This is a genomic window from Bacillus cereus group sp. MYBK15-3, from assembly GCF_051916765.1.
Taxonomy (GTDB): Bacteria; Bacillota; Bacilli; order Bacillales; family Bacillaceae_G; genus Bacillus_A; species Bacillus_A cereus.
The window spans coordinates 624,017-642,222 of record NZ_JBQAHG010000003.1 but is presented as its reverse complement, the minus strand read 5'-3'; the positions used below and the strand labels follow the sequence as shown (position 1 = coordinate 642,222).

The window sequence follows — 18,206 nt, the reverse complement described above, 5'->3', positions numbered from 1 at the left end:
AATATATTCTGGATCTGCATTTAAGCCTGTACCAACTGCAGTTGCCCCCATATTTACTTCATATAAATGTTGACGCGATTGTTGAATTCGTTTCATATCACGTTCAAGTACGCGAGAGTATGCTTTAAACTCTTGTCCAAGACGAATTGGCACCGCATCTTGTAAATGTGTACGCCCCATTTTAATAACATGGTCAAACTGTTCTGCTTTTAATTCAAATACATCATGCATATAACCCATCGTTTGTAATAAGCCTTCTAATGCATTTAACGTCGCGATATGAATCGCCGTTGGGAATGCATCATTTGTTGATTGGGCCATATTTACATGGCTATTTGGACTAATATAATGATAGTCTCCCTTTTCCATTCCTAATAATTCAAGAGCACGATTGGCAATGACTTCATTTGCATTCATGTTCATTGAAGTACCTGCTCCACCCTGAATTGGATCGACGATGAAATGATCGTGCCATTTTCCATCAAGAATTTCTTGAGCAGCTTCTGCGATCGCGCCACCCTTGTTCAATTCCAATCTTCCTACATCTGTATTAGCAAGCGCTGCTGCTTTTTTTACAATTGCGAACGCTCTAATTAAACTTTCATGAATTTTATACCCTGTAATCGGGAAATTTTCAACAGCGCGTAAAGTCTGAATTCCGTAATATGCCTCAATAGGTAATTCCTTTCCTCCCAAAAAATCATTCTCCACTCGCACGTTCTTGTTTGTCATTGCCATTTTAATTTCTCCCCCATATTAAATGTAAAACCTAAATAAATCATATGAAGTCATTACCAATCCTTATCAGATTTTATTGTTAAATCGTAGACTAAAGGCTCTTCAATAATTTTTTTAATCTCTTCTAATTTATTAGTTTTCCCAAGCGCCCACATCAATTTTGCTATGATGGCTTCCGTATTCATATCTCCAGACAATATTACTTGATGTTGTGCCACTTTCCGTCCTACTTCATAGAGAAGTATGTCTTCTCCTTCTTCCAGGCATTGAGTAGTAATCACTACAGCAATCCCCATTTCAGTCAACTCTTGAATTTTCGAAAGCAAGTTCCTTCCTTCAAAAGGTAATCCACCGTTTCCAAAACTTTCAATAATAATTCCTTTATACAAATCTTTTAAGCAATCAAATATCTCTGGCTTTGTACCTGGATACAATTTCATAAGAAAAACATCCGTACATAAATTAGTATTTATTGAAAGTTCATTATGGGGGGACGTTGGCTTCCAATGATATTTCACTTCATTTTCATTTACCTCAGCAACATATGGATAATTCACACTTTCAAATGCATCATAACTTTTTGTTCGCATTTTAACTGCTCTCGTCCCAATAATCACCCTACTATCAAAAACAATAAACACACCGCCAACATCCTCACAGGCAAATCTAAGAGCATCAGCTACATTTTTCTTTGCATCTGTCTTTTTAAAACTAATAGGTACTTGTGAACCTGTTAAAACAACTGGTTTTCTTAAACCTTGCAGCATATAAGATAACGCGGAAGATGTATAAGCTAACGTATCCGTTCCATGTGTAATCACAAACCCGTCATAGTCATCATAGTGATTAAAAACAGCATTAGCTATTTCTTTCCAGTGCTCAGGTTGCATATTGGTACTATCAATATTCATTAAGATTTTGCAATCTATTTCTAAGTTTCGAGAAGACTTCGAAAAATAATTCAATAATTCCTCAGCAGACAATCCTGGAACAAGCCCCTCATTCCCCTCCACAGATGCAATTGTCCCACCAGTTGCAAGTAATAAAATTTTCTTCATACACAACCCCTCCATAAAATAAACAACGATATATCGTTCGCATAATGCGTATTTATATTTATCATTATAGAACTTAATTTGAATTAATCAAGATTTTGTATTCAATACGCGTACTTTTTTTCTATTCTTGATTCTTTTTCTATGCTATAATTAATTTAATAAAATTAGATGGGGTATGAGACGAATGCTGGAACGTTTATCTAAATTAAGAAAAAATCAAAAATGGTCCTTACAAGAGACAGCAGATCGACTTGGGATTGCGAAAAGCACCTATGCTGGTTATGAAAATGGTTATAGATTACCTTCATTACAATCTTTATCTAAAATAGCCGATTTATTTGATACATCTGTAGATTATATATTAGGTCGAATTGAACATTCACATCAAAACAAAGATGTAATTGATATTACAAGACTCCTAAACGATCCAGATGCAACACTTTTAGTAGATGGAGAAGCACTGTCAACAGAAGAGATAATAGATTTTATTGCTTTTGTGAGAAGTAAACGAGAACTAAGTTCCAAGAGAATAGAAAATATTGAACCAACATGTAAAAGTTAATTCAATAAAAAACGAAGACACTGCACTCTTTAAACTTAGAAATACTTAGACAATTAATTTGTAAACGGTTTATATAATGGATTCTTAGCAGCTGGCCTCATTTGGGGACTTATACTTGGAAACAATCCCATTGGTTATATGATTCAATTATTTTTCATCATTTGTGTGGGGTAGCAGCTATTTTCGGAGGTCTCACATCCAATAAATCAATTATCATGAAACAAGGACTTCTCGCTATTTTAGCGTTGCTTGCCCTTTTATCTGTCATATAGAACTAAAGCTTTTCAATAAAGGAACTCACTTTTGAAGAATACGCCATTCTTTCTGTAGATTTATAAGAAAGAATGGCGTTTTTGTATGTCTATTTCTGTATCGAGAGAATTTGAAAGTATAACAGAATTCAAACAAGAATTAGCAAAGTATATCAAGTACTATAATCATGAAAGAATCAAGGAAAAATAAAAGGGAATGAATCCGGTATTGTACTAGGCTCATTCCCTAGAGGCTACTTAACAAACCGACCTTTCTAACTTTCGGGGACACAGTCTATTTGAAGTGCTACAAGCAACGAATTTACTATTTTAAAGTTAAGTGTTTAACCTTGAAGTACTTAATTCTTTTTTCCAGACAAAGCATACATTATATCTTGATGCTTTATTGTCCTCTTATAATTATGTGGTATCGGGAATTTGTTTCGTTGTTCTTTTATTATAATTATGATTACTATAAGTGATAAAGCTACAGGTATAAAAACGATTAACAAAGCATCTTAATGTTTATGAAATTCTTTGTTAATCGTTTCTCTTCTCCCTAATCTTCTGCGAGACTATATTTTTTATTAAAATTTCCCATATCTTATTTGATTTATTCTGTGACACCAGATTGGGTTACTTTTACATCAGCTGTTACACGAAAACGTAAATCTTTATAGGATTCTTCCCATTCTTGACTGTTCCATTTTCTTACGTGAGTTCTACCAAGCTTTCTAAGTCCTATAGGATCTGTGTCTTTTTTAATAAATCTCTTTATCAATGTAGTTGCTTTTTTTTCTATTTCTTTTTCCATAATTTTTTCTAATTTTTTTATTTCTTTAGGATTATCTAGATTTTTTGTTTTTGTAAATTCTTGAATTTCAGCTTTAACTTGAATATGAGCATTTACGAATGGATGCTTACTATTCCCCTCCATCTTATATTTTGTTCTAGCTTTTATATTCTCTATCGTAGCGTAAGTATTTGAAGAACCAGGTAGTTTGAATTGGTATGTACCTTGTTTAAAATTATCTGTCAACAATTTAAATACAAATAAATCTTTAGGGTTCACTTTATCAACCATTTTACATCTTTTAAAAAGTGCTATTCCATCTAACTCCAACACGTTACCTTTTTTAGATATTATCGGTAAATAGGAATCTCTCGCATCATCATTAAGTTGGTTTAAAAACATAAAAAAATTTGTTTTGGGCTGCGTTCCATTGTCCATATTTTGCTCCAGTAAAGAGGATAGATAGGAAGCAATTTCTTTTTCTTTAGAATAGTTCCCCTTTAATAGTGATTCCCCTTTTACATTTGTAATTGCTAAATAAATTGCATTTCCTACACTAGGATTTCGGTTCAAAGTCTCTAAAATTTCCTGCATTCCCTTTTCAATTATTTTTTCATTAAATATAATAACACGCAATTGCCCCAACTCTAGAGGTCCAGAAGATTTTTCGGATGCTCTTGCAAGAACTTCTCTACCAGTCTGGCCTGATGCTGAATAGATTTTTGTTTCACCTTCCCCGCCTCCTTTATAAGCTGAAATCGCAAAGGTTCCTTTTAGCTTACCTTCTGCTTCGGTATCATATGCCGCAACTTGAACTAAGTCAATGTCATCCACAATTTTCGTTTTAGCACAACCTATTAAGAAGACACTTAATATAAGGAAAAGTATCCATCGCTTCATGTTTATCTCCTTAACTTTATTTTGGCCGTTTGAATTAGCCATAGTACAGGTAGGTATACATATATATATACAAAGCCCATTTGACCTGTCCAAGTATTTAATAAGTTAATTTTATTACGATTATTCAAGAAAAATGATAAAACAAAGATGAATAGGATGATAACTGGCAAAACATATTTTTGCTTTATTCCCAGTGCCTCTTTTATACCACGACTTACTCCCCATAATGTAAAGGAAACATTGGGTAATATAAAAAAAGCCCAAACAGAAACAATAATGTATTCAAACCGCTCTATAAAGGGAAATTGTATAATTTTAATCATGCTTAAATATGCCCATATCGCACTCGCTAGTTGTTTTTCACTAAAAAATGCAAGAGTTAAAATCATAAGGTATGTGTAGACAATAGTCGTTACTAAATTTGCATAGTGCGCATATTTTTGAGACGTTTTTGCCTTTTTAATAAATGGGTAGTACAGCAATAACATTTCAAATCCAAAAAAACTAAACATATTTCCTTTCATTCCTTTCATAATTTCTAGGAATGAATGCTGTGCAATTGGAAATAAATTCTGGAAATCTGCATACTGCAAAGGATAAAAAAATGTGAAGATTAGAATGCTTGGGATAACGATTCCAAAGAAGCCGATTCCGGCAACTACACGAAATCCTCCAGTAACAATGTAATAACATAGACCCAAAAAAGCCCCTGCTATAACCCAAGATGAAATTGAAGGAAACATCCAAACATGTACTACTTCGATATAAGTATGTAGTGTTGTTGCACCTAACAATACAATATAGGATAAAAAAATGAAGTTGAGCAATCCACCAATCCATTTTCCAAGTACGTTTTGATTGATTGCAATGATGTCTCCATTACCCTGATTTAAAATCTGATATATGATCCAAATCATAACATTAACAGATATTCCAAAAAGTAGCGTGCTAATCCACGCATCATTTCCAACTAATTTTGCACTAATCCTTTCAAAACCAAGCATACCAACTCCCAACTGTATAGTAATAATTAAAAAAAATACCATATATGGCGAGACTTGATACTCAATTGGGATCTGTTTCATAATGCTCCTCCCTGTTAAATTCAATCATCAAAATCATTTCGTGATATGATTTTATTTTTCTCTACCTCTTCTGGATTAAAGCGAAAACGCTGTTTAGACCTTGAAAAAATAGGACGTCGAAACATCGCTGAGATCGGCAAACGGATAATGCTGTCTTTCCAATCTGTAGGGCGTGTAGGATAAAAAGGAAACAAATAAGGACGTCTTAATGATTCTGTACGTAATAAGCGTGCTAAAAGGAAAGAACTTGTTAAAACAATTCCTAATAAGCCCAGCAGGTGTGCAGATATTATAAAAGGAAAACGAATTACTCGAATTGTATTACCAATTCGATATATTGGTGCTGTAAATGAACTAAGAGCTGAAAGTGCAACAATGATAATAAGTACGTTACTTGTAAGACTTGCTTCTACCGATGCTTGTCCAATTACAATACCACCTACGATACCGACAGTTAGACCCACTTTAGTTGGTAAACGTGCCCCTGCTTCTCTCAGTAATTCAATCGTTATTTCTAAAAAAAGTGCTTCAATTAATGGAGGAAAAGGTACTTTACTTCTCGATATGATTAACGTTTCAAGAAGTTCTTTTGGGATAAGCTCGTAATGATATGTTAAAATCGAGACATATAATGGCGTCGTTAAGACAGAAAATATAAAAGCAAAAAGCCTTAATAGACGAAAAAAAGAGGCTATAATCCAAGGCATGGTGTAATCTTCTGTCGTAGAAAAAAAATCAATTAATGTTGTTGGAAGAGTGATGGCATAAGGCGAGCCATCTACAAAAAGTGCAATTTTCCCTTCTGCTAATACAGCTGCCACACGGTCCGGACGTTCTGTATTCAAAAATTGAGGGAATATAGAATTCGGGTTGTCTGCAATTAACTGCATCAAATAAGTACTATCCAAAACATGGTCTGTTTTTATTTGACTTACCCTTTTTATAATTTCTTGTAGATTTTGATCATTTACAATTCCCTCAATAAATACAATCGCAACAGTTGTGTTAGAGAGAGATCCTACTTTCAATTCTTTCATTTGTAAATAAGGTGTTGGAAGCTTTCTACGTACTAAATTTAAATTTACATCTAAATCTTCGACAAATGCGATTTGCGGACCCACAATATTATATTCAATTTCAGCTTTTGTAATATCCCTTTTTTCTTTCTTTGACACATTTACTAACAAACAATTTAATTTATCTGTATCGAACTGAATAAGTATATAGCCATTTAAAATACTATCCTGAATATCTTCCATTTGATTTGTTATTTTTGAATTCTCAAAAGGTAAGACAGAGTGAATATCTTGTAACGAATCGAAGCTCTTCTCTTTTATATAAGTCAAAACCTCTTCATGAAATATATTTACATCGATTAATGTTCTAAAATATGAAATGACTATAGAGGAATTATTAGAAGCAATTTCCAACGTTATAAAATCTTTAGATTTTTTTAGTAATTGCATTAAATCCTGTAAAGATTTTATAGAGTTATCAGGTATTTTTCCATACGGTTTCAATTGATAATACCTTCCTTTCAGAAAGAAGTTACATATAGTTTTTAAGAAATTTCTATTTTAAAAATCAGGCATAGTGTTATATAGATATATCCATTGAATTAGCAATAACCTCTTTGAAAATAACTTAACCAAAATTAGTTAAAAAATGTATCGTACAAAAAAATGAGCTCATTTCTCAAAATAACTAGCTGTAGAGAAAGGAAAATTTCATTTTGGGTCTACTTCAAAATTTTAGCTTGATGGGCATGTGGTACTCCCCCTATTAACCTTGGCAGAACAATATTTATAACAAGAATGGGTAGTAAGTATTTTTAGGTATATAGCGATATGATGATACCCCAGAACAAAACAACTTAACATGGTAAAATTATATTTGGATAGGAGTCCAATACATATTATTAAAATTAAAATTGTTCAGGCCCGAGGAAGGCGCCCTTGGGGTCTTTTCTTTTTTTCAAAAGCACCTGCTCAATTAATCCCTAAAAACTTAAGGTAAAGTGAACCTGTTAAAATACATGGAATGAACCCTAGTTTTGCCCTCTTATCTAAAGGAGGAACTATTATTATGGGATATGGTGGTACTTGCGGTGAAGGCTGCGGTTTTGCTTTATTAGTTGTATTATTTATTCTATTAATCATTATCGGATGCAGTTGCTTCTGTTAAAAAACTATTAGAAAAGGCATCTTAGGGTATCTTTTCTTTTTTCTTAAAAGGGGCTTTCCAGCGCTTCGAAAAAAAGCACACTAAGGGTATGCAAGATTTTATACAGTTTTTCGGCTAATCCAGTAACAAACGAGAACCTTAAAAGCGCGCCAGGATAGAAATGTATAAAAAAATGAATAGAGTAAAAAGGCTGATTCCTTGTGATAGTAGTGATTTACTTTTACACTTGCTACCGATACTGATGCCTTATGTTGACTAGTTGTGAATACATTATACATATGTTTTTAAGAGTAAAATAATAAATATGAAATTTCACCCTTAAATGGTAAGATTATTAAGAATGATCAATTTATAAGTAAAGATAAAGGGTCAAAAAGGAATGGTTGAATATTACATTGAACTATGTACAAGAATGTATGAAATAAATAAGTCAATTGTAAAAGGAAAGGAACTAGATTTTTTCCTTTCTTTTGTAAAAGATAAAAAGATGAAAGTGCTCGAACCAATGTGTGGAAATGAGCGAATGCTTAGTCCATTTATGTAAGAAGGAGTCTTCTTGCTAAAATGATAAAATCTCTCCGTAAACGTCCAATAGCCTTAAAATATACCAAAATTGAGAAATATGAAAAAGACACTCTTATAAGTGCCCTTCTTAGCAACTAAGTCCGCTGCAGCTACTACCATAACCCATATGAATTCCTCCTGTAAAAGGATATTTTAAGTTCATATTAAATTATTAAAATAAACCACACCAAAGTTTTCATTAAATCTTTTACACCAAACAGAAACCGAACCATATTCATTTACATCTATCCCTTCAGGAATTTCGTAGTTTTGGTCTCCTTTATTTCCCTTTAATTTTCCTAATTCAATATACCGATAGTTTTTCACGTCTTCATTATTTTTCAAACGATTTGTAGGAACTAATACAACTCGTACATCTGGCCCATTAGATGTTGCAAAATTAGAAAGTCGTAAAACACGTTTTCCATCTGCTAATTGGTGAATTTTTGCCGTTCCGGTTGTTTCATGGACACCGTTTTGAAACTGACCTTCCCTTATTACTCGATCACTTTGCTGCTTTATTTCAGTTGATTGTATCTCTGCTTGTGGCAATGATTCATTTACGTGCTTATCAATAAATAATTTCTCTGGTCGGAACAATGACCATAAAATCCCCAATACAATTATCAAACCACCTATAAGCCATACATATTTTCTTTTCATAAAGTAAAAAACCTCCTGTAACATACTGTGTAGTAGTATGTTAACAAGAAGGTCTTTCATTTTTCTAACATAAATGTTACAAAAGTCTTTCAGCCATCTTATTTTTTTACTGATGTGATGGGAAGAGTGAACCAAAATTCACTTCCCTGCTTACCATCTGCGCGATTCCTTACACCAATTTCCCCTTTGTGCATTTCAATTAATGATTTTGCAATAGCTAATCCAAGTCCGGAACCTCCAGATTGTGAACTTCTTGATCGATCTGTTCTAAAAAAGCGTTCAAATACACGTAATTGATCATTTGGAGAAATTCCTATTCCTTCATCCCGCAAAGTGAATTGGACCTTTTGAGTTAGTTTATTTTCCACTACAGTCAACTCGATTGTTCCAGAGATAGGAGAATATCGAATTGCATTATGTAATAAATTACCTATGACCCTTTCTATTTTACAAGGCATAATCAAAAGTTGAGGTAATGTATCAGGGACCTCCAATTGCACATGGATTTGTTTGTCCTCTAATAAGACAGAATGTGACTCTAATACATCTAATAGAACTTTATCTAAATGTGTGAAACTTGGGTGAAAATCTACTTGCTCAAACTCTAACTTTGAAAGATCAAATAAGTCGTTAATTAATCCATTTAATCTTTCTATTTCTTTTAAAACCGTTGCTAAGTATTGCTTTTTCATTTCAGGATCTTCAATCAGGTTATCTTGTAATGCTTCTATCATCATTTGCATACTAGCCATAGGTGTTCGTAAGTCATGTGAGATATTGGTAATTAGCTCCTTACGAGAGTTTTCCTGTTCCTCTAACTTAGTAAACCCTTCTTCTAATTTTTTTGCCATCTGTTGAAAGGCTGTTGCTAATTCTTTAAACTCACGTGGTTCTTGCCCAATTATATACATTGTTTCAAAGTGTCTATCACTAAATTGTTTCGTCAATTTTATTAAATTTTGTATAGATCTCATGATAGGACGTGTCATTAACCAATAAATAAACGTTGAAATAATGAATGCCACAAATGCAATTACTGTTAATAACCGCGTTTGTTCCTGTTCAAGTAACATTTTGGTCTCACTATACCATATAGCAATTACCATAATACTGGTACTTAATAGATTCATGAGTAACAATTGAATACGTAATCTCATGTTTCATTTCCTCCATTTGGCTCAAAGCGATATCCTATACCCCAGACCGTATGAATCCAACGATTCTTTATCGTATGCTTCTCGAGCTTTTCACGTAAACGACTCACTAATACGGTAACTGTGTTTGATGCCCCTTCATGTCCAAAATCCCAAATTAATTCAAGAAGCTGCGAGCGAGAAAATACTTGTTTTGGATGCTTTGCCATGAGATAAAGTACTTCAAACTCTTTCACCGTTAACTCCACTTCCTTATCACAAACAAGTACATATCTTGTCTTTGGGTATATTTTTAAATCTGGAAACTCTATCACTTCCAACAGGGATTCTTTCGCTTGTATTGGCACATGACTTCCTCTTCTTAGTATAATTTGAACCCTTAATACTAATTCACGAGGGGAAAATGGCTTTGTTAAATAATCATCTGCCCCCATTGTTAAGCCTAAAATCCGATCCCTTTCCTCTCCCTTAGCAGTTAACATAATAATAGGGACATTTGACTGTTGACGAATTTCCTCACATAATTCCCATCCATCTTTTTTTGGCATCATCAAATCTAATATAATTAAATCTGGTTGATGTGTAAGAAATAAATCCCAACCTTCTTTACCATTTACAGCTGTATAAACTTCATATTCTTCTCTTTCTAAATATCGTTTGCATACTTCTCGAATATTTTCTTCATCTTCTACGATTAAAATTCTTTTCTTCATATACTATCCTCACTTCTTTTTCACCAATAACACAAAATTTTTTTCTATTATTCAATAAAAATATCTTTATAGGTAAAGATATAGAAACTAATCACATAAATAAATCAGAATTCCACATTTCAGCCTCAAAACAAATGAAAATTCGAAAAATAAATTATGTAATATAGATAGTAATCTTAACATTTGATTACTTATATGACTAGATAAGTATTTAAAATAGTAGTTACTAAATCATATAAATTAAAAGAAATGAGTCCGATTTAACATCGAACTCATTCCTTATTAGTAACCTAAATTATCGTATCTAACTTTTCGGATTCAATTCATTTCCGTTTCTCTTTCCAAACTTAGCAACAGAACTATTACCTATTACTGAACTCTTGATAGATTCCATGCTATAGTATCAGTCCCATTCTCTCCATTACCATATTTCATATAATCGATTAAATATCCTACCTTTAACTTGTTACCATTAGATAGTATGTTCCATTGCTTATGGTGTCCAGTGAAATTCTTTGGATATGCATGATTAAATTTAAAAGTACTTGCGTTCTGTTTTTGATCTAAATGGATATAACTATCTTGAAGTTTTAAATATGCATAATCTGAATAAATAGGATTTTGAAATTTAATTAATACCTCTTCATCCTTTTTAATTGGTTTTCCAGGTTTAGGTTGACCTACTCTTTCAATAATTACATTCACTTTTTCATCACTAGATTTTTCAGACCAAAGATACTCCCATTTATTCCCGGCATGATGACTTCCCCAATAAGCTGTATTTCCATATGAGGCCACAGTATAAGGAACTCCTTCTGTAACAAATTCACCTGAATTATCTACTACATAATCTTCAAATTCTTTATTAGCTTTAATTTCAGTATCAATCTTTTGTATAGGCGTTAAATTGTGTGCGTCATTGATTTCAAATGTAACTTTTCTGTGCGCAGCAATTTCAGATTTAATTGGGTGTATATTTTCTCTAGACTCATATGTAAATCCATTCTCACGTTTAACTAGTGTTACTGTTTGTGATGGAGCATTCCATTTCTTGTTATACGTAGTAGGAATCTCTTTACTCACTCCAAATAAACCAGGTAAAATTGTTGCCCTAATCTTTTGCGTCACAGAATCATAACTACCTTCTACTAATGTTGGTTGCTGTAGTTTTGCAAAAGCACCGTGTACAGAGTCTTTATGTAAATAACCGCCATCTCCCTGTCCCGCTTTTAAATCGTTTAATGCATCAGTTCCATTATTAGCTGAAACCACTGATACGTTATTAGTACTTTTAGCCTTGTTTACAATATGATTCACTTTTTTCGTATCTATATTTACATGTTGAAAAACTTCGTTATAGGATAAAACTGGCTTATCAGCAAGGGATTTGTCTTTAGGAGTATATATCCTAAAATTTGGTATATTTCCTATATCTGTTTCTAATTGTTCAGTAGCTGCATTCACTCTAGACTCATATCTCCCTGAATCCCCCAAATGCATAATTTCTTCACCTTTTTCAATAGATAAATCCATTGTACTTGTAGGTAAAACTTCAATCGAAAGAAGTTCCCCTTGTTCAACAGCTTTTAATTCATCCAAAGATAAGACAATATTTGCATCTGCTTGTCCTTCTAAACTGTCAATTACTACTTCTGTTTTATTCCGTCCACCTTTTTCTGTACTTAAATAGTTTGCTTTATAACGATCTTGTGTTGCCTTTACAGTATTAATAATTTTGTTTCCTAAACGAATATTAAAATGTGGCGAAACATTTTCAGCGGATGCTGTTCCTACATTCTTATATTCCAAATGTACCCGTAATTTTGCTGCGTTCGCTGTATCCACAGTTGTTGCCGTAGACCAATCAAAATTATTTGTATAACTCTCCGTTTCCGTAGTTGTTTTTGAATATCCATATCCCACATTTGCTGAAACACTTCCGGAAGGAACAGGGCCGGCTGCTGAGCCTTCTACACCACCTGAACCACTTAAACCTACATTAAATGAATGTTGTGTAGATACACTTTTTTCCCACCCTCTGCTAACTGATCCGCCATTATTATCCGTAATGGTTGCAATAGGAATTACCTCAATTCGTTTGACACCAATTTGCAAATTCGGTATGTTGGCAACTATCGGATTGAAATTAGTATCAGAATCGTTGTTATAATTCTCAACCTCATACATATCAGTAAAAGGATCACCATCCGTATTTGCATTCATAGGATTCGATATAAATTTTGGTTTCCCTTTATCCTTCTCAGGATCCCATGCTTTCGCTTCATTTTTTCCAGTTTGTGAATTGAATTCAATTTTATAACCATTAATCTCTAAGTCGTTAGAAATACCATCTTTGTCCCAATCATTGTTTGCCATTTCAATGTTTTGTGTAATGAGCGAACCTATCTCCCCATCAGATCCGAGCGTGAAATTCTTATCTTCTTTTTTTGCATTTGCATTTTCTTTAAATATTTCAACTGTACCTCCTGGATTCGGTTGTTTTACATCTGCTAAAGCAGGAGATACTAGAGTCAGTGCCATCGATACACTACCTAATACACTAATTGCTGGCTTCAATTGTTTCATTGTTATTTTTCCTCCTTGGTTTCTAGGTCAATTAGAACACCTACTAGTAAGATTAATTTCATCATATATAACAAATCTTTCTTTTCTCTCTCATAACTGTTAAAAAAGTCTCTCGTAAATATTACAAAACACTTACAGAGTTCTTAAAAGCTACAAAATCCATATATGAAACATCAAAAAGCCGTAATATGAAGAATCCATTACAATATATGCAAAAAAGCAGCTAGCCAAAGCTAACTGCTCACAAATTTATAAAATTTCAGTAAAAGAGTGTATTAATTTTGAAGTGTACAAATAGGGAGAGTGACTTCAACTGTAGTTCCCTTATTCACTTCACTCTCAATAAATACCTTTCCCTGATGTGTTTCAATGATTTTATAACAGATCATTAACCCTAAGCCAATCCCCTCTTCTTTAATACTATAAAAAGGTTCTCCGAGGTATGGTATACGTTCTTTTGGAATCCCACACCCTTGATCGATAAAACGAATACTTAATTGATTATTATCAAGTATATTTAATTGAATGAGAATTTCTCCTCCCATCGGCATAGATTCAATTGCATTTTTTAATATATTAACAAATACTTGCTTTAATTGATTTCCTTCACATGAAATCAATGGAATACCAGGGTTAAGATCGATTCTAATTTTTATATTATTCATCATTGCTTGAGGTTGTAGTAGCATTAAAACTTGATCCATTAGTACACTAATGTTATTAGGTTGCATTTTTACCACCTGTGGTTTGGCTACCGCCATAAATTCAGTTGTAATACTCTCTATACGCTCAATCTCTGATGATACTATATTTATATAACTTTGATTATTTTCATTTTCCGTTGATTTTAGTAATTGCATGAACCCTTTCATTGCAGTTAATGGATTATTAATCTCATGAGCCATTACAGTCGCTAATTGTCCTACAACAGCAAGTTTTTCAGATTTTCGTAATAATTCTTCTGTTTTTAGCCGTTCAGTGATATCACGAGAAATACTTAGGAAAACTTTTTTACCATTTAAGTTAAAAACACGAACACTAAACTCAGTTGTTATTACTTTTCCTGTTGGAAAAACATATTCATCTTGCAAAGTGAAGGAAGTTTGTCCCTTTTTAATTTTTTCTAATAACCTTACGATTATTTGAGAATCTTGTGGTACTATATTTGAAAATGATAATGAGAGCAACTCTTCTCTACTATATCCAAATCTTCTACACCCAACAGGGTTTACCTCAATAAATCGACTTGGAGCATTATCTTCATTCAGCTCTACTACATATACCGCATCAGTTGCTTGTTCAATTAGTGCACGGTACTTCATTTCACTATCTCTTAATTGCTGGTGTAATCGATGTCGTTCTCTTTCTGCTTGTTTTCTTTCAGAGATGTCTCTACATATTGCTGATAAAGCTATCACATTTCCTCTTACATCTAGTATAGGAGAAACTGTCAGACTGACATCAAGAAGACTCCCATCGCTCCTTTGTCTAACAGTTTCTAATCTAGTAACCACAGATTCACCTGTTAGAATTTTCTGAATATTTTTAAGCGATTCTTCCATTAAAAAATCTGGTACACAAGGTAATCTCTTACCTATGATTTCTTGTGATGACCACCCAAATATCTTTTCATAAGCTTTATTCGCTTGTAAAATATGCCCTTCTCGATCAGAAATGGTAATAGCATCTAGATTGTGCTTTATAAATGATTCCAATAATTCTTTGGTAGCGCTTAATTCTGATTCTACCTTTTTCCTTTCGGTTATATCAACTGTAGAACCAACAACTTCAATAACTTGTCCATTTCGTTTAATCGGCCTAAGCGCAATAAGAATAATAGTTTTATCATTTGGCCAAGGTAATTCAAATATAATTTCTTTTCCTTCCCATGCCTGAAGATAGTACTTCATCAATTGTGGAACTAAATGTGGAGGAACAATAGAAGCATCAATAGTACGTAAGCTTTTTCCTACCACCTGTTCAGAATAAAATCCGTTTTGATAATAAAACTGTCCATCACATAAAGTGTGTATAAAGTGCTTACCCACTTTTTTAAATTTAAAAATTCCTCCTTGAAGCTCATGTACGGTATCTGCAAGTTCTTGCTTCGATTTTTTTAATTCTCGATTCATTTTAGATAAGTCCTGTGTTAAATAATACAATCTCTGGTAGGCTTCCATAAGAAATAGCCCAATTAAAAGTCCTAACGCTATATATAATAAGCCTCCTGTGTAAAGTAATGTAGTATTAAATAATACGCCAACTAACCACTTTATTCCAATAAAAACAGAAAAATATAACGATGCACTTTTAAAAGGATGTAGTTTTTTAAAATAAGTTTTAAAGGTAGAAAATAGAATCCCCATACCTAAATAAGCAATCACAGGAGGTTCCCAGTACCCTCCTGTGTAAAAGATACGCATTACAATTATGCTAATTAACGTAATCCAACCAGCAATACGACCAAAGTAAATAAAAGATAGAATAAGAGGAACAACTCGAAGATCGTAGGAAAATCCCATGTATGGAAAAGAAAAGAACATTAACGTAACTGCAATAATCCCTCCATAGAGCTTTTCAAAATATCGACTAGAATTAATTGTAAACACTTGAATAAATATTGCTGCGCTAACTAATAAAGAAAAAATAGAAAGGTTGATGAAATAATCTTTAATAATCATGTAATGTCCCTCCTTGCATTAAGTGTATTCGACAAAAAAACTAAAAATCCTACAAATTGTATAAACAGTTCAAATGCATAAATTTTAAACTAGGATAAAATCTAGAAAAGTAAATACGGAGCACAGCAGATGAGATATTTTAATGAAAAATAGTTCAAAAAAGATAATAGTAACCGTTGACTACTATTATCTTTTTTCTTTAAGTTATCGTAATATGTCTGAAACTCTAAGGGACGTGGTATGTCATTTCATCAAACAATGATTATATACTAAGTCATGAATATAGAAATTTCAGCAGTAATTTTTGAAAAATAACATAAAAAACAAAACTATCTTTGAAAATGGAAAAAACCTATATAAATGTCAACTAATCTATGTACAAAAACGTTCACTTAATTTTGTATAAAATCACTCCACTTAGGAAGCTAAGTAGTTCTTCAAGGTCGATAAGAACACCTGTAGATGCTTCAGGATAACTACATAATTGTATGAGTAATGTACTTGAAACCTTTCGGTAAAACCATACACATAAGACAACTAACTCCTTGGTTCAATATTTACTTTTTAGCTGAACAAATTCTTTTTCTTGAGCAAAATATTCTAGGATATAAGGAGATTTTTCATTTAACTTGTTGTCTAGTTTATTGTCCAGCTCCAATTACTTCGTTACTTTCAGATTCAGTTCATTATATTTTGTACTTTGTCTTTATACACAACATATTCTTTACCATCCACTACTGCTACTACCGCAAATTCATCATTTGGATTGAATGAAAGCCAATCAGCCCACATGTTAGTATTAGCCCCTCCACTCCACATATTATGAACAGTGTTTTTAGTTAAATTCATAACTTTATAAGACGCATTTGGCGCATTTGTTCCAGTCTTTATTTCAAAAGTGTATGCGTTATGAATTTTTTTATAAAAGTAGAAAACGTTTGATGGACGAAGCTGATTCAAAAAATCCTGTTCTTTTTTCTCTGCAATTTTTATCCCTTCTTGCAAAGTGACAACATCTGTTTTTAATGTTTTCCAACTGTTTTTCGCTGCATTCAAGCTAGGGGTTAAGAATTTATATTTATTTTGATCAGCTTTTTGATCAGCTTTATCAATATGTCCCAGTACACCCGAATATTGAGAATCTAAATCCTCCCATTGCGTAGACATATAAGTAAGAGCAGTGATAGCACTATCAAGCATACTATGCATATCACTAATATTATGAAATGCAACTCCAACTACACGATTCAATGTTATTTTATAATCTACAGTCTGACGCAATTTTGCTAATTCAGGTTCTAGCCAACCTAACTTACCTCTTGCATCACCTATCATTATGCCACCAGCAATCAAGGTTGGAATAAAGGGGATTTTCACCATGTCTAAGCCCTTAGATTCTATGTCTTTCTGATATTTTACTTGTCCTAAAAGGTCCTCTAGACGCTTTTGGTCAGCCTCCACATCAGCACCTTGGTTTTTTAAAATCGATTGCAATGTCTCTTTATGACTTCCAAATGTTCTAACATCTTCTCCAATAGCATTTTTTAATTGAATTAATTCTTCTTTTAATGCTTTTGCAGACTTTTGATTTTGTTGAATTCCTCCCTGTAAATCTGTAATCCCTTTTTTTAAAGTATCTCCATTTCCAGTATTGATCCCCTCTACTAATGTTTCATAATAATTTTCAAATTTTGTATCGTATTCTATAATGCCTGTCAATGTATCTAAAAGCTGTTTTTTTACTTGTGTATTCCATGTAACAGCATGTGCTCTTGCATTCTTTTGATCTTGTACAATTTTACTAGGTAAATCTGCATTTCCATTAATAGTTATTCCTTCAAAACTCACATCTGGATTATTAATTAGCAAATAAGAATATTCATTCATAGCTTTTGCAAATAAACCAGCATCTTGCAAAGCTTTTTTCATCTGTTCTTCATTTGCTGAAAGAGACATATTTTCAGTGTTCGTTTGTTCAATTTCAATTGCAAAAGTTTCTAGTGGTATGACTGCATAAGTAGTTGTTATAGTTAAAAATGCTGATACAGCGAGTAGTTTATGAGGGATTTTTTTCATCATTTCGTATTCCTCCTATATAAGGTATGGTTTCAAGTTCTAATCTTATTAAAAAGCGATGTCTTTCAAAATGAGTTCTACATCTTTTATCAGTATCGTTTGAACTTTCTTTAGCAGCCTTCAAATCATTAATTATTAAAGAAAATGTATATAATCTGCTTCAAATTAACCGATTCTGTTGCAAATTTTAAAAAAGCA

The 18,206-nt window shown here is 32.7% G+C and carries 13 protein-coding genes and 5 pseudogenes; 5 read left to right on the top strand and 13 right to left on the bottom strand.

The window, feature by feature from the left end:
• A partial coding sequence (locus ACTFR8_RS17415) for a lyase family protein (RefSeq protein ID WP_440027593.1) occupies window positions 1–738 on the bottom strand: 738 nt, incomplete at its 3' end.
• A gap of 53 nt (window positions 739–791) precedes the next feature.
• Window positions 792–1,796: an asparaginase gene (gene ansA, locus ACTFR8_RS17410; RefSeq protein WP_044584609.1), complete on the bottom strand. Its 1,005-nt coding sequence runs from the start codon at window positions 1,794–1,796 to the stop codon at window positions 792–794.
• Between the two features lie 184 nt (window positions 1,797–1,980).
• Between ansA and ansR the strand changes: the two genes are divergently transcribed.
• From ansR to ACTFR8_RS17395, 3 genes and pseudogenes are all read left to right on the top strand, one after another.
• A complete protein-coding gene (ansR, locus tag ACTFR8_RS17405; protein WP_000893567.1) occupies window positions 1,981–2,358 on the top strand; it encodes an HTH-type transcriptional regulator AnsR in 378 nt (125 codons plus the stop codon).
• A gap of 66 nt (window positions 2,359–2,424) precedes the next feature.
• Window positions 2,425–2,630, top strand: a pseudogene (locus ACTFR8_RS17400) (DUF1304 domain-containing protein); the annotation flags it as partial.
• Window positions 2,631–2,733: 103 nt separating this feature from the next.
• Window positions 2,734–2,820 (top strand): annotated as a pseudogene (locus ACTFR8_RS17395) (IS3 family transposase); the annotation flags it as partial.
• Between the two features lie 125 nt (window positions 2,821–2,945).
• Here ACTFR8_RS17395 and ACTFR8_RS17390 read toward each other — a convergent pair.
• The 4 genes and pseudogenes from ACTFR8_RS17390 to ACTFR8_RS17375 form a co-directional block, all read right to left on the bottom strand.
• A pseudogene (locus ACTFR8_RS17390) lies at window positions 2,946–3,076 on the bottom strand (excinuclease ABC subunit C); the annotation flags it as partial.
• Between the two features lie 146 nt (window positions 3,077–3,222).
• Window positions 3,223–4,302 (bottom strand): Ger(x)C family spore germination protein, encoded by a 1,080-nt coding sequence (locus ACTFR8_RS17385; RefSeq protein ID WP_000832860.1) that lies wholly within the window; start codon window positions 4,300–4,302, stop codon window positions 3,223–3,225.
• A gap of 2 nt (window positions 4,303–4,304) precedes the next feature.
• The gene (locus ACTFR8_RS17380; RefSeq protein ID WP_000809694.1) at window positions 4,305–5,387 is read right to left on the bottom strand and encodes a GerAB/ArcD/ProY family transporter; all 1,083 of its coding nucleotides are present in this window, start codon (window positions 5,385–5,387) and stop codon (window positions 4,305–4,307) included.
• A 20-nt stretch (window positions 5,388–5,407) separates the two neighbouring features.
• Window positions 5,408–6,853, bottom strand: a complete 1,446-nt coding sequence (locus ACTFR8_RS17375) for a spore germination protein (RefSeq protein ID WP_411002163.1) — start codon at window positions 6,851–6,853, stop codon at window positions 5,408–5,410.
• Window positions 6,854–7,472: 619 nt separating this feature from the next.
• Between ACTFR8_RS17375 and ACTFR8_RS17370 the strand changes: the two genes are divergently transcribed.
• Both ACTFR8_RS17370 and ACTFR8_RS17365 read left to right on the top strand, forming a co-directional pair.
• A complete protein-coding gene (locus ACTFR8_RS17370; protein ID WP_074595434.1) occupies window positions 7,473–7,571 on the top strand; it encodes a YjcZ family sporulation protein in 99 nt (32 codons plus the stop codon).
• Between the two features lie 379 nt (window positions 7,572–7,950).
• Window positions 7,951–8,112: pseudogene (locus tag ACTFR8_RS17365) on the top strand (SAM-dependent methyltransferase); the annotation flags it as partial.
• A gap of 182 nt (window positions 8,113–8,294) precedes the next feature.
• Here ACTFR8_RS17365 and ACTFR8_RS17360 read toward each other — a convergent pair.
• The 7 genes and pseudogenes from ACTFR8_RS17360 to hblB form a co-directional block, all read right to left on the bottom strand.
• Window positions 8,295–8,798: a DM13 domain-containing protein gene (locus tag ACTFR8_RS17360; RefSeq protein WP_098379122.1), complete on the bottom strand. Its 504-nt coding sequence runs from the start codon at window positions 8,796–8,798 to the stop codon at window positions 8,295–8,297.
• 98 nt (window positions 8,799–8,896) lie between these two features.
• Window positions 8,897–9,955 (bottom strand): sensor histidine kinase, encoded by a 1,059-nt coding sequence (locus ACTFR8_RS17355; protein ID WP_100618830.1) that lies wholly within the window; start codon window positions 9,953–9,955, stop codon window positions 8,897–8,899.
• Window positions 9,952–10,665, bottom strand: coding sequence for a response regulator transcription factor (locus ACTFR8_RS17350; RefSeq protein WP_000746049.1), 714 nt, complete (start codon window positions 10,663–10,665; stop codon window positions 9,952–9,954). Before ACTFR8_RS17350 ends, ACTFR8_RS17355 begins: the two co-directional genes overlap by 4 nt.
• A 369-nt stretch (window positions 10,666–11,034) precedes the next feature.
• Complete coding sequence (locus ACTFR8_RS17345) at window positions 11,035–13,251, bottom strand: binary toxin-like calcium binding domain-containing protein (protein WP_252209600.1); 2,217 nt, start codon at window positions 13,249–13,251, stop codon at window positions 11,035–11,037.
• Window positions 13,252–13,526: 275 nt separating this feature from the next.
• The gene (locus ACTFR8_RS17340) at window positions 13,527–15,932 is read right to left on the bottom strand and encodes a PAS domain S-box protein (protein ID WP_000584300.1); all 2,406 of its coding nucleotides are present in this window, start codon (window positions 15,930–15,932) and stop codon (window positions 13,527–13,529) included.
• Window positions 15,933–16,362: 430 nt separating this feature from the next.
• Window positions 16,363–16,590 (bottom strand): annotated as a pseudogene (locus tag ACTFR8_RS17335) (IS4 family transposase); the annotation flags it as partial.
• Window positions 16,591–16,610: 20 nt separating this feature from the next.
• Entirely contained in the window at window positions 16,611–18,011 is a 1,401-nt protein-coding gene (gene hblB / locus ACTFR8_RS17330) for a hemolysin BL regulatory component HblB (protein ID WP_044584613.1), read from the bottom strand.
• Window positions 18,012–18,206 lie beyond the last annotated feature (195 nt).

Coding starts and splice junctions, on each gene's coding strand:
- ansA (WP_044584609.1), bottom strand. CDS start 1,796: ATGAAGAAAATTTTATTACTTGCAACTGGTGGGACAATTGCATCTGTG.
- ansR (WP_000893567.1), top strand. CDS start 1,981: ATGCTGGAACGTTTATCTAAATTAAGAAAAAATCAAAAATGGTCCTTA.
- ACTFR8_RS17385 (WP_000832860.1), bottom strand. CDS start 4,302: ATGAAGCGATGGATACTTTTCCTTATATTAAGTGTCTTCTTAATAGGT.
- ACTFR8_RS17380 (WP_000809694.1), bottom strand. CDS start 5,387: ATGAAACAGATCCCAATTGAGTATCAAGTCTCGCCATATATGGTATTT.
- ACTFR8_RS17375 (WP_411002163.1), bottom strand. CDS start 6,853: ATGCAATTACTAAAAAAATCTAAAGATTTTATAACGTTGGAAATTGCT.
- ACTFR8_RS17370 (WP_074595434.1), top strand. CDS start 7,473: ATGGGATATGGTGGTACTTGCGGTGAAGGCTGCGGTTTTGCTTTATTA.
- ACTFR8_RS17360 (WP_098379122.1), bottom strand. CDS start 8,798: ATGAAAAGAAAATATGTATGGCTTATAGGTGGTTTGATAATTGTATTG.
- ACTFR8_RS17355 (WP_100618830.1), bottom strand. CDS start 9,955: ATGAGATTACGTATTCAATTGTTACTCATGAATCTATTAAGTACCAGT.
- ACTFR8_RS17350 (WP_000746049.1), bottom strand. CDS start 10,665: ATGAAGAAAAGAATTTTAATCGTAGAAGATGAAGAAAATATTCGAGAA.
- ACTFR8_RS17345 (WP_252209600.1), bottom strand. CDS start 13,251: ATGAAACAATTGAAGCCAGCAATTAGTGTATTAGGTAGTGTATCGATG.
- ACTFR8_RS17340 (WP_000584300.1), bottom strand. CDS start 15,932: ATGATTATTAAAGATTATTTCATCAACCTTTCTATTTTTTCTTTATTA.
- hblB (WP_044584613.1), bottom strand. CDS start 18,011: ATGATGAAAAAAATCCCTCATAAACTACTCGCTGTATCAGCATTTTTA.